At 50.8% G+C, this 15,231-nt stretch carries 13 protein-coding genes; 7 read left to right on the top strand and 6 right to left on the bottom strand.

Features of this window, described 5'->3' with window-relative positions; all coding sequences use genetic code 11:
• Positions 1 to 9: 9 nt before the first annotated feature.
• Entirely contained in the window at positions 10 to 957 is a 948-nt protein-coding gene (locus AC2IBB_RS23090; RefSeq protein ID WP_486329080.1) for an RluA family pseudouridine synthase, read from the bottom strand.
• A gap of 552 nt (positions 958 to 1,509) precedes the next feature.
• Between AC2IBB_RS23090 and rne the strand changes: the two genes are divergently transcribed.
• Positions 1,510 to 4,710, top strand: coding sequence for a ribonuclease E (rne, locus tag AC2IBB_RS23095; protein ID WP_486329081.1), 3,201 nt, complete (start codon positions 1,510 to 1,512; stop codon positions 4,708 to 4,710).
• A gap of 221 nt (positions 4,711 to 4,931) precedes the next feature.
• On the top strand, positions 4,932 to 5,489 hold the full coding sequence (locus AC2IBB_RS23100) for a YecA/YgfB family protein (protein WP_486329082.1): 558 nt from the start codon (positions 4,932 to 4,934) through the stop codon (positions 5,487 to 5,489).
• Between the two features lie 39 nt (positions 5,490 to 5,528).
• On the opposite strand, the gene AC2IBB_RS23105 is transcribed toward AC2IBB_RS23100, so the two are convergent.
• Complete coding sequence (locus AC2IBB_RS23105) at positions 5,529 to 6,695, bottom strand: phospholipase D-like domain-containing protein (protein WP_486329083.1); 1,167 nt, start codon at positions 6,693 to 6,695, stop codon at positions 5,529 to 5,531.
• A 10-nt stretch (positions 6,696 to 6,705) separates the two neighbouring features.
• Positions 6,706 to 7,566, bottom strand: a complete 861-nt coding sequence (locus tag AC2IBB_RS23110) for a PHP domain-containing protein (protein WP_486329084.1) — start codon at positions 7,564 to 7,566, stop codon at positions 6,706 to 6,708.
• A 162-nt stretch (positions 7,567 to 7,728) separates the two neighbouring features.
• On the opposite strand from AC2IBB_RS23110, the gene AC2IBB_RS23115 reads away from it, so the two are divergent.
• The 4 genes from AC2IBB_RS23115 (at position 7,729) to AC2IBB_RS23130 (ending at position 10,165) form a co-directional block, all read left to right on the top strand.
• The gene (locus AC2IBB_RS23115; RefSeq protein WP_486329085.1) at positions 7,729 to 8,313 is read left to right on the top strand and encodes a septation protein A; all 585 of its coding nucleotides are present in this window, start codon (positions 7,729 to 7,731) and stop codon (positions 8,311 to 8,313) included.
• Positions 8,314 to 8,360: 47 nt separating this feature from the next.
• Positions 8,361 to 8,660: a YciI family protein gene (locus tag AC2IBB_RS23120; RefSeq protein WP_486329086.1), complete on the top strand. Its 300-nt coding sequence runs from the start codon at positions 8,361 to 8,363 to the stop codon at positions 8,658 to 8,660.
• A 170-nt stretch (positions 8,661 to 8,830) separates the two neighbouring features.
• Entirely contained in the window at positions 8,831 to 9,490 is a 660-nt protein-coding gene (locus AC2IBB_RS23125) for a TIGR04211 family SH3 domain-containing protein (RefSeq protein ID WP_486329087.1), read from the top strand.
• Between the two features lie 378 nt (positions 9,491 to 9,868).
• On the top strand, positions 9,869 to 10,165 hold the full coding sequence (locus AC2IBB_RS23130; protein ID WP_486329088.1) for a PilZ domain-containing protein: 297 nt from the start codon (positions 9,869 to 9,871) through the stop codon (positions 10,163 to 10,165).
• 47 nt (positions 10,166 to 10,212) lie between these two features.
• Here AC2IBB_RS23130 and rraA read toward each other — a convergent pair whose 3' ends face one another.
• The 3 genes from rraA to ppsA all read right to left on the bottom strand — a co-directional run bounded on the left by rraA (position 10,213) and on the right by ppsA (position 13,910).
• Entirely contained in the window at positions 10,213 to 10,704 is a 492-nt protein-coding gene (rraA, locus tag AC2IBB_RS23135; protein WP_486329089.1) for a ribonuclease E activity regulator RraA, read from the bottom strand.
• Positions 10,705 to 10,790: 86 nt separating this feature from the next.
• Positions 10,791 to 11,468 carry an NAD(P)H-binding protein gene (locus AC2IBB_RS23140; RefSeq protein ID WP_486329090.1) on the bottom strand — a complete coding sequence of 226 codons (678 nt, stop codon included), beginning with the start codon at positions 11,466 to 11,468 and terminating at the stop codon, positions 10,791 to 10,793.
• Positions 11,469 to 11,579: 111 nt separating this feature from the next.
• A complete protein-coding gene (gene ppsA, locus AC2IBB_RS23145) occupies positions 11,580 to 13,910 on the bottom strand; it encodes a phosphoenolpyruvate synthase (protein WP_486333995.1) in 2,331 nt (776 codons plus the stop codon).
• 426 nt (positions 13,911 to 14,336) lie between these two features.
• Here ppsA and ppsR point away from each other — a divergent pair, with 426 nt between their 5' ends.
• Positions 14,337 to 15,155: a posphoenolpyruvate synthetase regulatory kinase/phosphorylase PpsR gene (gene ppsR, locus AC2IBB_RS23150; protein ID WP_486329091.1), complete on the top strand. Its 819-nt coding sequence runs from the start codon at positions 14,337 to 14,339 to the stop codon at positions 15,153 to 15,155.
• Positions 15,156 to 15,231: the final 76 nt, after the last annotated feature.

The raw sequence follows: 15,231 nt of genomic DNA on the forward strand, positions 1-15,231 counted from the left end.
AATTCGACGCTAGCCCCTCAACACAGAAGAATGATCCTCATCCCACTCACATACGATCTTTTGCTCTGGCCGATCAGGCCAACTCAAGCGCAATGAATAGGCATGCAGGCACAACCTTTTAACTCCCATGTCTCGGTAGATCCTATTCGTCTCCGAGTCGCAGTATTTGTCATCACCAATAATGGGATGCCCGGCAAATTTCGCATGCACCCGAATCTGGTGCGTTCTGCCTGTAATTGGCTGCGCCTCAACCAAAGAGCGCCCTGTTCCGGAATATAACACTCTGAAGCGAGTCTCACTGGGCTTGCCATCCTCACTAACATTGACCATGCGCTCTCCAGAACGCAGGACGTTCTTTTTCAGAGGAGCAGTAATCACCGACTTATGCTTAGGCCACTTACCACACACCCAAGCATGATAAATCTTTTCCACCCTGCCAGTTTTCAACATGTCATGAAACTGCACCAGGGCTCTGCGCTTCTTCGCCAACACTAAAACGCCGGATGTATCACGATCAAGCCGATGAGCAAGCTCAAGGAAGCGCAGATCCTGTCGCGCAGCGCGAAGTATTTCAATAACGCCAAAACTAACACCGCTCCCGCCATGAACAGCCACTCCGCACGGCTTATTTATAATAAGCAGCTCGTCATTTTCAAACAGGGTTGATTGCGACACCAACTCTATAAGCCCTGCGGGGATTGAAGGCTCTGAGTTGTCGCTTTCTGACACGCGAATAGGGGGAATTCTGACTTGATCCCCATCCTTCAACTTTGTCTCGGGCTTGCAGCGCCCTTTGTTTATCCGCACCTCTCCCTTGCGGATAATCTTATATATCTTACCTTTCGGCACGCCTTTCAGCTCTCGCACCAGGAAATTATCCAGACGCTGCCCATCAGATCCACTATCGATAGTAACAACTCGGGCGCCGACGCCGGCCCCGCCATCTAACTTAGTCACAAATATTTAACTCTGGCGTAAAACCGCAAATATTCTTGAATAAAAACCGGACAAAACAAACGTGATTGAATGCCAGGGGTTTAACTGCTATATTTTCAAGGCGCTAACTCGGCGGAGAAAAGGTAGGCCTTTTAGCATCCGAATAGCTGAGCGATGACATAACATCAGGCGCGAAGAGATTATACAGAGTTGAACACGGGTTATAAACCGAGCTTTGACTCCAAGCCTATATGCTGTAATCAGACTGGCAACCGATAAAACGGCGCCGAGAGACGCATATCCAGGCGGAACGAATTCCCGCGGTAGGGATAACCTCCTTCCCGCCCACCCTCTGACTAAAAAGGAGGGTGGAAAACAAGTGACGACACGGCGCACGCATAGATAATGTACGGCTCGCATAATAGAGGCACAATCTGTAACTCTATGGTTGACCCGGATGATCCCATCCCATGGTCCGCCAGCACACCTCCGCTGTGGCCTCACGCATCACCGTTCCGACTTGCTTAAGCGGTTTTTGGCGCCCACAGAACACTGAGTGGGACAAAAACATAAATGAAGCGAATGTTGATCAACGCAACTCAACCAGAGGAGTTGCGTGTAGCCCTCGTTGACGGACAAAAACTGTACGATCTGGACATTGAGTCCGGCACCCGCGAGCAAAAAAAATCCAATATCTATAAAGGCAAAATTACCCGTATCGAGCCCAGTCTTGAGGCCGCCTTTGTAGACTTCGGCGCAGAGCGCCACGGCTTCCTGCCCCTTAAAGAAATCTCCCGCGAATACTTCAAGAGCCAGCCGCAAAAAGGCGGCAAGATGAATATCAAGGACTTGTTGCAGGAAGGTCAGGAAATCATCATCCAGGTAGATAAAGAAGAGCGCGGCAATAAAGGCGCAGCGCTCACGACGTTTATCAGCCTGGCGGGCCGCTACTTGGTGTTAATGCCAAACAACCCTCGCGCCGGCGGCATTTCTCGCCGCATTGAAGGAGATGATCGCGATCAACTGAAAGACGCTATGTCTGGTCTGACAGTCCCCAAAGATATGGGACTGATTATCCGCACAGCAGGCGTTGGCCGCTCCTCGAAAGAGCTGCAAAGAGACCTGGACTATCTGTTGCAATTTTGGGACTCCATCCGACACGCGTCAGATAGCAAGCCCGCCCCCTTCCTGATTTACCAGGAGAGCAATGTTGTTATCCGCGCTACGCGAGACTACTTGCGCCAGGATATAGGCGAAGTCCTGATCGATCACCCTCAGGTGCATCAGGACGCCCTGAACTTTGTCAAAGCGGTGATGCCGAATTTTGAAAACCGCATCAAGCTGTATCAGGATGACATCCCCCTGTTCAATCGCTACCAGATTGAAAGCCAGATCGAGACAGCATTCCAAAGAGAAGTAAAACTACCTTCCGGCGGCTCTATCGTCATAGATCCTACCGAAGCGCTGGTTTCCATCGACATCAACTCTGCTCGCGCCACCAAAGGCGGCGACATTGAAGAGACCGCCCTGCAAACCAACCTGGAGGCAGCGGACGAAATTGCACGCCAGTTGCGTTTGCGCGATATCGGCGGTCTGATCGTTATCGACTTTATCGATATGACGCCCAACAAGAATCAGCGTGAGGTGGAAAACCGCCTGAAAGAAGCGCTGGAATTGGACCGTGCCCGCGTACAAATCGGCAAGATTTCCCGCTTCGGCTTACTGGAAATGTCACGCCAGCGCCTGCGCCCGTCACTGGGTGAAACCCGTAATGAGATGTGCCCTCGCTGTAAAGGTCAGGGCTCTATCCGCGGCGTGGAATCTCTCGCCCTCTCCGTCATGCGCCTGATTGAAGAGGAAGCCTTTAAAGAGCGCACCGCTGAAGTCCGCGCCATCTGCCCGATCAGCGTCGCCACATATCTGCTGAATGAAAAGCGTGAGAACCTGGCGAAAACGCAAAAGCGCCATGGAGTGAAAGTGATTGTGGTTCCAAACTCACACATGGACACCCCTCACTTCGAAGTTCAACGCATCCGGGACGATAACGCAAACATTAGCGAAACCAGCTACAACGTTAAGCCCGAGATGGAGGAAAAGAACCCGGTTGAAAGCCTGTTGCACAAAGAAATCGTAAGACAGGAAGCCGCGGTTAAAACTATTGTGCCAAGCTCCACACCCGCCGCTCCTAGCGAAGAAGTCGGACTGTTGAAGCGCTTGCGCCAAAAAGTATCAAAAATGTTCTCCGGCGAGAAAAAAGACGGCGATCTCAAGATCTCAGTCACAGAGTCACCCCAAACCTCCCAGGACAAAGACGCAGGCCGTAGAAAAGTCAAAGTCCGCGACCGTCAGGATGGACAGCGCGACAATCAGCGCCAAAGCGACTCTCGTCAGGCTGAATCCAGAGATGGCGGCCAGGATAATCGTCGCGGCAACCGTGGACGCAATGATGACCGCAACCAGCGCCGCGGTGAACGCAATGACCGTAACGAAGCTCAAAAAGATAGGCGTCAACGTGATCGCGACACAAACAAAGGCGAACCTCAGCGCGAGCAAAGAGGCCGCAATGAGTCGCAGAAAACGGAATCCGGCAGCCAGGAAAAATCTGAGTTCAGCCGCCCTAGACGCGACCGCTCTTCTGGCAAGTCGGTCCCTCGCCCGCAGCGACAGGACAGACCAGCACGTCAAGAGCCCCCTGAGAGCCAGGAGAAAGCGCCCGAAGACGCAGTAGCCGAACTCCGCACTCCAGCGACAACGACAACGACAACGACTAACGTCACAGAAGAGCCCGCGAAGTCAGAAATCGCAAAAGAGGTTTGGAACAAGTCTGTAGAAGCTATCACAGAAGCGGAAAGCAACGACAGCACCCGCCAGCCACAACCCAAAGCAGAGGGTAAAGACGAAACGCCCGCTCAGCAGCCGGCGAAACAGTCGAATGAAGCCACCGAGCGAAACAAAGTTGCGGCGCAAGAACGCCCTGTGTCTGAGCAGCAAGCAAAGCCGTCAGAGACGGATAGTCGACAGCGTAAAAGCACTGAAGGCGAGGCCAGGCAACAGGAAACCAGCGAGGGAGAGCAAGAGAAGCCTGCACGTAAAACCCGGGCTGATAACGACCCCCGTAACAAAACACGACGCCCTAAGCGAGAGCCTTCAGATACAAAGCCCGAAGGCGCCCCAAAAGACGCTCAGGTAGAAAGAGCGGCCGGTCAGGCCAAAGCAAGCTTGCAAGAAGCCAATAAGCCAACCACAGAAGGTAAGGCTAAAGACGCGAAGAAGGAAGAGTTGCAGGCCACCAAAGAGCCAATCACTGAGCACAAAAAAGAAGTGATAGTCGAAGCTAAAGCCAAGGCTGAGGTTGCGCCAGCGGTAGGCAAAGAGGCGGCAAAGCCCACTTCCGAGCCAGCCGCTGGGAAAAAAGCCGCAGAGACGCCAGCTACTGAGCCAGAGCAAGCGGAAGGCGAGCCCAAACGGGCCTTCAACGATCCGCGAGAAGTGCGCAAACGCATCCAGGCTCAGAAAACTGAAAACAGTAAGGCTCCTGCTACGCCCGCGACTCCACAAATGGCGGCGCCTAAGCCTCCTGAGGCAGCCACTATAGAGCCAAGGGCGGAAGTAAAAGAGCCTGAGTCAAAAGTGGCGCAAGCCCCACTAGCGGAGAATTCCAACGAAAAGGCTGAGCCTCAAAAGAGCGCCCCCAGCGCTCCTGAAGCCACTGTTTCTGATGCAAAAGCAGAAGAAAAGCCTTCTTCTCAGGACAACAAGGCCTCACAAGCCTAAGCCGGTCACAACCGGCTAAATGAGATGCCGACGACTCGTTTTACACCAGTCGTCGGCATCTCGCTTTATGCCACAAGCCCCGCTCATGCTCTCCGTAAACCGCCATAAAAAGGAGATTCATGTCGGTGCAATATGCGGATATTAATACTTCACATTTTTGCTGTAGCATCCGCTATCGGCATAAATTAGACTGATTCAAAGCGTCCTCTAAGGAACCCGTCATGCAATCCGAAGCTTTTCCCTTTAACTCCCAGGAAATCGACCACCTTGAGTCTCTGCTATTCGACAACGACCAAGAAGAAGAAAACCTGGACCTGTTTGGGATTCATGGACTCTTGAGCGCATTTGCCGTCGGCCCTGCAGACGCAGACGTCAATGAATGGCTACGCCTCATTCTAGATGGAACCTGTCAACTGGAGAGCCGGGAGCTTGAAGAAATTAAGGCGGCCATTCTGAAATTATTCAAACACATTGAACAGCAACTACACAGCGAAGAAAATGTCTCTGTACCGGAAGAAATTTTTGATGACGAAGACGCGTTGGCCAACTGGTCCGCGGGTTTTATTGAAGGCTTTTTGAGCAACGAAAAGCAGTGGTTTGAAGAGTACGACGAAGCCGCCGTCGCATCATTATTACTACCCATGATGGCGCACTCGGAGCTGTTCGACGACGAGGACTTCGAGGACATTAAACACAACGACAAGCTTATGGCGGAGATGGCGGACCAGATCCCAGAAAATCTGACCGATTTGTATCTACTCTATCACGCCAAACAGTAAACCAGACTTCTTACGCAGCCCACTCCAACAAGGGCTGCGTTACCTTAGAAACCGAATCAATAACTCATCAAGTTTCCCCATTAAATAGACCATTAGTCGGCTGTACCAGCCCATTCTATTCAAAGATTCCAACGTTACCGCTTTGCTGTCGCCGCGACACATTTCAAAAAAGCCGGCTACTTGCGCGGTGAAGCTCGCCTCCCAAACTTCCTGGTTCGCCTCCAGATTCCAGCGATATGTCCAGTGATCGAGATTGAACGAACCTACTGAGCACCAGTCATCACATATATACACTTTGGCGTGAATAAAAGACGGTCGATATTCATACAACTCAACACCTGCACGCAATAGCGAACGATAGTGCCGCCGGGCTGCATAGGTAACTCCCGGATGGTCGCTGGCCAGCCCTGGAACAATGATCTGAACTCTAACCCCTTGCCGAGCAGCCCAGCGCAGCGCTCGGCGAACCCGCCAAGACGTCACGAAATAAGGCGTGATCACCAGCAAGCGCTCGCGCGAGCGTTTAATTCGGCGTAGCAGCTCACGAACAATATCCTGCTTGCGCCACCCCCATCCAAGCGCAACACGCCCTGCCATTTCGCCTTTCTTCGGGGCGGGACGGCCAATTGGCAGCGCCACGTCACTGCTTTCGCGCCAGATTTCACGAAAACTATTATCCCAATCTGACAGCACCGCCCCTGACATAGTCACTGCCACGTCCAGCCATGCGACGCGCGCCTCATCACTAATAGTGCAATGATCAGCGGATACAGGCACACCAGGGTCAGGAACACAGGGGAAGAAGTCGTCGGTAATTCCAAACCCACCCACCAGCGCAATCTCGCCATCCACCAACACGAGCTTGCGGTGATCTCTATGAAAGTTCCGAGTCCAACGTCGATAATTGATGGGATTATAGGCGGCGACATGAATATTCGGTGGTAGAGCGCGGGATAAAAAAAGGTCCCTCAATACTAGCCGGGAACCAAAGTCATCCAGAAGCAAAAATACTTGCACACCTCGCTTCGACGCATCCTCCAGCAACGAATACAGCCACTGAAAGGCTCGCCCCCTCTCCACGAGATACATTTCAATAAAGATATAATGACGGGCCGAAGATAACGCTTTATCCAGCGCTTTCAATATTTCGATGTGACCGGCGCTGAAGCTAAATGCGTTGCCTCCAACAACCTTGCATCTATCCATAGGCGTTCATTTACTGCTGAGCAAGCAAGACATCAATAAGACAAGGTAAGGACGGCGCCAGCTTTGGAAATCTACCCAGTTGTCGCCATGGCATCATCGAGCCGTGAAAATCGCTCCCCGCCGATTGAGCCAGCCCAAGCTTGCCAGCCTCCTGCTGAATCCAGCCAAACTCACCTGAATTGATATCAGGGACGGACACCTCCACCGCATCTCCGCCACAAGCCTTAATTTCGCCCATCAGTCGCCGCAGCTTGGAAGCAGTCATTTTGTACTTGAATGGGTGCGCCAGCGAGCTCAAGCCATTACTTTGCTTCACGGCCGAAAGCACCTCATCCAGAGTAGGCCAATACAGCTTTACGTCACCAATTTTTCCCGCACCAAGATACTTCTTGAAAGCAACATCAATTGACTCAACCGCTTCCATTTCCACCAGCGCATGAGCGAAGTGTGGGCGAGCCGGTACGCCACTCTCAGCGAAGGATTCCGCTCTAACGTACAAATTGGCGATTTTCAGCTTTTTCTCCAATTTATCAGCGATTACTCTGGCGCGGTCCAAACGTCGTGTTTTCTGCTTTTCCAACAAGGCTGCAACTTCGCTTCCCTCCAAGTCAAAACCAAACGCCAGCATATGTAGCGTCATTCCTTGCCACAGGCACGAGAACTCCGTACCGGCAATCAATCTAATCCCTAGCCCCTGGTCCAGTGAGGCATCCATCAAAGAACGCATGCCTTCAACCGTATCGTGATCAGTAATCGCCAAAGTTGTCAGCCCCCGGCTTGCGGCCAGCTCCAACAATTCCGCAGGACTTCGGGAGCCATCCGAAGCAGTGGTGTGACAGTGAAGGTCGAAGTCGTGATTGACAATCTGCATAAATGGTTACAAAACCCTAAAGTACAACGCTAGTAGAAAATACAGTATCATCTCGTCTAATTTAAGTTCTAATTAAAAAAGTTCTTCGCGCACCAGAATTTGCATCATTGCGAAGAGCAAAAACGCCGACGGGCAGACCGTCGCCAAACGACACGGCTATCTATGAAACTGTTATTTGATTTTTTTCCGATCATTCTTTTTTTTGTAGTTTATAAAACGACTAACGATATCGTCACCGCCACTGCCGCGCTCATTCCCGCCACCATTGCGCAAGTCGCTTACTCCTGGTTCAAGCACCGGAAAGTGGAGAAAATGCATTTATTCGCCTTGGTCATCGTTGTGATACTGGGCGGAGCCACAATTCTATTTAAAGACGACACATTCATTAAGTGGAAACCCAGTGTGGTTTGCTGGCTACTGGCTGCAGTATTTCTTATTGGCGGCTGGGTTAGCAAAAAGAACCTGTATCAGCGCATGATGGAAGCCAACATCAGTCTTCCCCAACATGCCTGGTCCAAGCTGAATTATTCCTGGGTTATATTTAATACTCTGCTGGGCGGCCTCAACCTGTATGTCGCCTACCACTACACTCAGGACCAGTGGGTTAATTTCAAATTATTCGGCATGCTTGGGTTATCCCTGGTGTTCGCCTTGATGCAGGGCATCTACATCAGCCGTCATATGGAAGAGGATGAGCCGACGGCAAGCGAAAGCGCAACGGGAAATGGCGACAATAAGTCCTTTTAGCAAACAGATACATTTCCAACATACCTTAAAGAATTAAGAGTCGCACTATGCTCTACGTCATTTACGCAGAAGACAAAGCCAACAGCCTGGAAAACAGAATGCAGGCAAGACCCGACCACCTGCAACGGTTGGAAGCACTGAAGCAGCAAGGCCGCCTGATCCTCGCCGGCCCCACCCCTCATGTCGACGCCATGGACCCGGGACCAGCAGGTTTCAGCGGCAGTGTAGTGATAGCGGAATTCCCATCACTGGACGACGCCAAGGCCTGGGCGGACGCAGACCCGTATATTAAGGCGGGCGTGTACGAAAAGGTCACCGTCAAGCCATTCAAAAAAGTTCTGCCCTGAGAATAACCAAACGCTCTGGGCGCTTGCACTACCCTATCGATATAGTTTAAAAACGTTCGACTATGCGCCCGCTACTCTATGCGGGAAGCGGGGTTAGCTCAAACTGAAACAATGACGCGCGCGCCCTGGCTTTCCAACCATGTCACCGCATACTGATTAGGAACTACAACGTGGGAAAAAAAGCGCTTTTAATAGCCGGTTTGCTAATTTCCTCATTTGCATTTGCAGATACGAAATATATTGACGACACCATGTACGCTCCGCTGAGAAGCGGCCAGGGGCTGGAGTTTCGTATTGTTCACAAAGGCATAAAAAGCGGCACGCCGGTTGAACACATACAAACCAACTCAGAATCCGGCTACAGTTTGATCCGCACCCCAGAGGGCATCGAAGGCTGGTTGCCTACTCGATTTTTGGTGAACGAACCCGTTGCCAGAGACAAACTCAATAGACTGAATCAACAATACACAGCATTACAGCAGAAATTTACCGATCTGCAGAATGAATACAGTCAGGTTAAGGGCGAAAACTCCAATCTGGGAGGAGCCCGGGAGCAACTGGAAAAGTCCAACAAAGAACTTCAGTTGGAACTCAGCAATATCAAACGCATTTCTGAAAACGCCATTGCCCTGGATACCCGTAACCGCGAACTCAGGGAAAGCAATGAGAAGCTGAAAAACGAGGTGGAATTACTCTCTGCGGAAAACCTGCGTTTGAAAGACAGCGATGAGCGCGACAAGATGCTACTGGGCGGCGGATTGGTTTTGCTTGGCGTCATCATCGCTCTGATCGTTCCCATGTTTAAGAGAGAAAAGAAAGCTGGCTGGTAACCTCTCTAGATTTCCCCTCAGAGCTTGCCTGCAATAACATCCGGTATGTTTGCGGACGAGTGCTACACTGTTCATATATAAAGAAACAAACGTCCGTTTGTTTCTTTAAAGCCTTTTATAACCGGATACTTTCATCACTGTAATTTTTATAACGCAGTGAGCTGAAAAAGCGTCCGAAATCATGTAAGCGGATGTGCTTGGAAGGGGGGGAAAGGTTTTCATGCTATCAATATATAGTGCCTTCACTCAATAGCACATACCAAATGTTCTACCAATAGGCCAACTTATAACAAATCCAGCTTTGACAGGTTCTTTTTAGCAGCGTATAAAACTAAGGACCCAATAACAATAAGTGAGGCCGCGATGAGACTGACAACTATGCGCGATTATAGCGAGAAACGTGATTTCATCCGTATGAAAGTCGACTCAGAAATTGTGTTGACTATCGCCGACACTGGCAGAAGCTTAACAGGGGTTTGCAAAGACCTGAGTGGAGCGGGAATGTCCATCGAAATCGGAGAGCCGTTCCCCGAGGGCGCCGAATTTCAGACCTCCCTACCCTCGTCAAACGAAGCCTTCCCTTCTTTTGAGACCGTCGTCCGAGTAATCCGGTGCACGCCCGTATCTGAAGACAGATACATCATCGGCGTAGAAATCACCAAAGTCGTCAATTGATATCCATGAAAGGCGTCACCCGACGCCTTTTTGCTATGCTGACTCTGTTATGCCTGAGGCATACTCAGCGGCTCAGGCGACACGATCACGCCGTTGTTGTCAGCATAGATATAATGACCAGGCTTAAACGTGACGCCGCCAAACGTAATGTCTACATTCAGATCCCCGATTCCCCTCTTATCCGTTTTCATGGGATGGGCGCCTAATGCCTGAACGCCGAGATCAGTTTGGCGAATCACATCAACGTCCCGAATGCAGCCGTAGATAATAATGCCTTCCCAGCCATTGGCGGCCGCTTTCTCCGCCAACATATCGCCCAACAACGCCGCCCTCTTCGAACCGCCCCCATCAACCACCATGACCTTGCCATGCCCCGGCTGTTCCACCTGCTGTTTTACGACGGAGTTATCTTCGAAACATTTAACAGTCACCATTTCTCCGCCAAATGAACTTTTAGCGCCGAAGTTTTGAAACATCGGCTCAACGACTTTGACTAGTTGTGGATATGCATCGCATAAATCCGGAGTCACATATGTCACTTACTGGTTCTCCCTGTTTTTATGAAAGTGCTGAGAGCATTATTAAAAGACTTTTATCAAAAAACTTAAACGCCCAAGGCCGTCTTTTATATAGGTCTCTGTAAACTATCGGACTCAAGCGTCAGAACGGACGGCCTGTTCCGTGTTAAAGCTTCTTCGGCTTCCCAGACCATACGATGCGCCAGCTTTTTTGCATCAACTCCGGCATATTTTCTGAGCGGCCCCCGCATTAGGGGGTTCAGCCATGCCGCCGCTTTAACGCCAGCCCCTTCCAAAAGTCGAGACTCTTGACGCTCACCGAGTAGTAAAGAAGGCCTAAAGATCGTCACAAAAGGAAAGCCTTCCTCCAGTATTGCACGCTCTGTTTTTCCTTTAACACGATTGTAGAAAAACAATGACTTTTCTGAGGCACCTAGAGCCGAGACCAGCAAAAAATGAGCTGCGCCATTACGCCTCATAACACGAGCCGCAGCAACAGGATATCCATAGTCGACGAGCTTAAACGCCGCCTGACCACCCGCCTTTTTCATAGTTGAGCCCAGGCAACAATACACATCGTCCGCACGTATACCCGCCAACGCCTGTTCCAATTGATCAAAATTAACCACTTTCTGCGTCAGCTTCGAGTCATCCATTTCCATAAGGCGACGCCCAACCGCAGTCACTTGCGCGTAGTGCGCCGATGCAAGCAAATGACGAAGACATAGCCCACCGACAAGACCACTCGCCCCCAATATCAAAGCACTACGTTCTCCACCCACCATATCGTCTCCTTCGCCTCTTTTCTTGCGTCGCGTTTGTCGAGAAAACAAACTTCTTCCTAAACGCAAAAAGCCGGCTTATAGCCGGCTTTGCAAACATCTCCAACGCTGTCGTTACGCGTGTTTTTCCGCCAGGAAGAACCAGGTATCCAAGACGGAGTCAGGGTTCAAGGAGACGCTATCGATGCCCTGATCCATCAGCCACTTGGCGAAGTCTGGGTGGTCAGACGGGCCTTGTCCGCAGATACCAATGTATTTATCGGCGTTCTTACAGGCCTGAATAGCCATAGACAACAGGCGCAATACCGCATCGTTACGCTCATCGAACAGATGCGCCACAATACCGGAATCGCGGTCCAAACCAAGCGTCAGCTGAGTCAAGTCATTGGAACCGATGGAGAAGCCATCGAAGTATTCCAGAAACTGCTCCGCCAACAACGCATTGGCTGGCAGCTCGCACATCATGACCAGACGCAGACCATTGTCGCCGCGACGCAGTTCATTCTGTTCAAGCAGCTCTACAACTTGCTTGGCCTCTCCCACAGTCCGCACAAACGGAACCATGATCTCCACATTGGTGAAGCCCATTTCATTACGGACTTTCTTCAGCGCGCGACACTCCAATTCAAAGCAGTCGCGGAAAGAGTCCGAAATATAACGGGAGGCGCCACGGAAGCCCAGCATGGGATTCTCTTCTTCCGGTTCATAGATGGTGCCGCCAATCAGGTTGGCGTACTCATTGGATTTGAAATCAGACAAGCGCACGATGACGCGTTGCGGATAAAACGCCGCCGCCAACGTGGAAATGCCTTCAACAAGCTTCTCAATGTAAAAATCAACGGGAGACGAGTAACCGGAAATACGCTTCTCCACCACCTGCTTAACATCGCGCGGAAGAGTATCAAAGTTCAACAGCGCCTTGGGATGCACGCCAATCATACGGTTGATGATGAACTCCAGGCGGGCCAGGCCCACACCTTCATTGGGCAGCGCCTGGAAGTCAAAGGCGCGGTCAGGATTACCGACATTCATCATGATTTTGAAGGGCAGCTTGGGCATGGACTCCACGCTGTTTTTCTGCAGCTCAAAGTCCAGCAGGCCTTCATAGATCATACCGGTATCGCCTTCAGCGCAGGACACTGTCACATTGACGCCGTCATGTAACAAATCTGTCGCGTCACCACAACCGACCACCGCAGGAATACCCAGCTCACGCGCAATAATCGCCGCATGGCACGTACGACCGCCGCGATCCGTCACAATAGCGGAAGCACGCTTCATTACCGGCTCCCAATCTGGATCTGTCATATCAGTGACTAGCACATCACCATCTTTAACCTTGTCCATTTCGGAAATATTGGTGATGACCCGAACAGGACCGCTGCCGATTTTCTGGCCGATACTACGGCCTTCACACAGCACTTTTCCCTTCTCTTTCAACAGATAACGCTCCATAACGGCGGAAGCGCGACTCTTAACCGTTTCCGGACGCGCCTGCACAATGTACAGCTTGCCATCGTCGCCGTCTTTCGCCCACTCGATATCCATTGGGCGCTCATAATGCTTTTCAATTACCAGCGCCTGACGGGTGAGTTCATATATTTCCTCATCAGTCAGAGAAAACCTGCCACGATCTTCCTGATCGACATTCACTGTCTGCACGGACTTGCCGGCAGAGCCGTGATCGCCATAAACCATCTTGATAGCCTTGCTGCCCAGGTTGCGACGCAATACAGCAGGGCGACCGGCTTCAAATGTTGGCTTATGGACGTAAAACTCATCCGGATTTACAGCGCCCTGCACAACGGTTTCACCCAGGCCATATGAGGCAGTGATGAACACAACGTCTTTAAAACCTGATTCAGTATCCAGGGTAAACATGACCCCGCTGGAGGCGGACTCACTGCGCACCATACGTTGAATGCCTGCGGACAACGCTACATGACTGTGTTCAAAACCATGGTGAGCGCGATAGGAAATAGCGCGATCATTAAACAGGGACGCAAAAACTTCTTTCACTGCGTGCCTGATATTATCAACGCCGACAATATTCAGGAATGTTTCCTGCTGACCTGCGAAAGAGGCGTCCGGCAGGTCTTCTGCAGTAGCGGAGGAACGAACCGCCACCGCCATATTCTGGTTGCCTTCTTGCAATTTGGCGACGCCAGAGGCGATCGCCTCATCCAAGGGCTTGGGGAAAGGAGTCTCTGTGATCCACTGGCGAATACGGGAACCGGTTTCCGCTAACGCTACCACATCGTTCACATCCAACTTGGCCAGCTCATCATGAATACGCTTGTCCAATCCCTCTGTTTGGAGGAACTCACGATAAGCGTGAGCGGTAGTGGCGAACCCCAACGGAACGGTAACCCCGGCATGAGCCAGGTTACTGATCATCTCGCCAAGTGAGGCATTCTTCCCCCCCACTTTGTCGATATCGCCCATACCAAGGCTTTCAAACCAAATGATGTAATCTTCCAAGGTGCTTCTCCCTAGTCAAATCATAGCGTTTGGCGTCAAACTACGAAGCATGTCGCAAATCATAGCTCAGCGGCGCCACACAGTTGTAACCGTTTACCGAGATAACTACAAGTAGCAGCCATCCCTATGATGTTTATGCCTAATCTTATTTGTGATTCACTTTATAAGCGACTTATCCGGCGTAGTCTAGCATCTGTATACTGGGCTCTGCATCCGACAATACAGGAAGACAATTAGCAATTAGGCGATTACGATCAAGTCTTTCAAATACCGCATTCCAAACCAGTCTTGTTGGCGGCGGGACTCGCAACAAAGGAAGCGCACAGATACATTTAAATCATAACTAACTATTACTTCCGCCATTTATATGCTTTGAGCAGGTTAAACTTCATGAAAAGAACCGCATTTTTTATATCAGACGGCACAGGCATTACCGCTGAAGCCCTGGGACAGAGTCTGCTGGCGCAGTTTGAATTCATAGAATTTGAAAAGATCACCCTGCCTTATATCGACTCATTGGAAAAAGCCCGTAAAGCTGTCGCGCGCATAGATAAAGCCTCTGAAGTAGACGGCAATAAACCTGTCATATTCGACACTATCGTTAATAGCGAAATCCGTGCGGAGATACGTAAAAGCCAAGGATATATGATTGATATCTTTGGCACTTTTCTGGAGCCTCTGGAGCAGGAGCTGGGCTCCAAATCCACTTATACTGTCGGCAAGTCCCACTCCATTGTCAGCAACTCCTCCTACAACCGTCGTATCGATGCTATGAACTACGCCTTGGAAAATGACGATGGAGCGCGAGTTCGCTACTACAACGAAGCGGATATTATTTTGGTCGGCGTCTCCCGTAGCGGCAAAACCCCAACCTGCATTTACCTGGCGCTGCAATACGGCATCAAGGCCGCCAACTTCCCCCTGACTGAAGACGACATCCTGGATCAACGCCTGCCAGAATCACTGCGCAGTTATCGTGAAAAAATCTTTGGCTTGACTATAGATCCCGAGCGCCTTGCAGTCATTCGTAACGAACGCAAACCCAATTCTAAATACGCCTCTATCAAGCAATGTAATTATGAAGTGGAGGAAGTAGAGCTGATGTACCGTCGAGAGCGCATCCCTTATTTGAATTCGACGGACTATTCTGTAGAAGAAATATCCACCCGCATCATGATGATGACCGGTATCGAACGCCGCATTCGCTGATAAAAAAGCCCCGGCGGTCTGCACCGCCAGGGCTTCTTGCTTTATATCAGGCGCGCATATCAGATACGCCGCCCAA

The sequence above is a fragment of the Hahella sp. NS-SX17 genome, assembly GCF_057367735.1.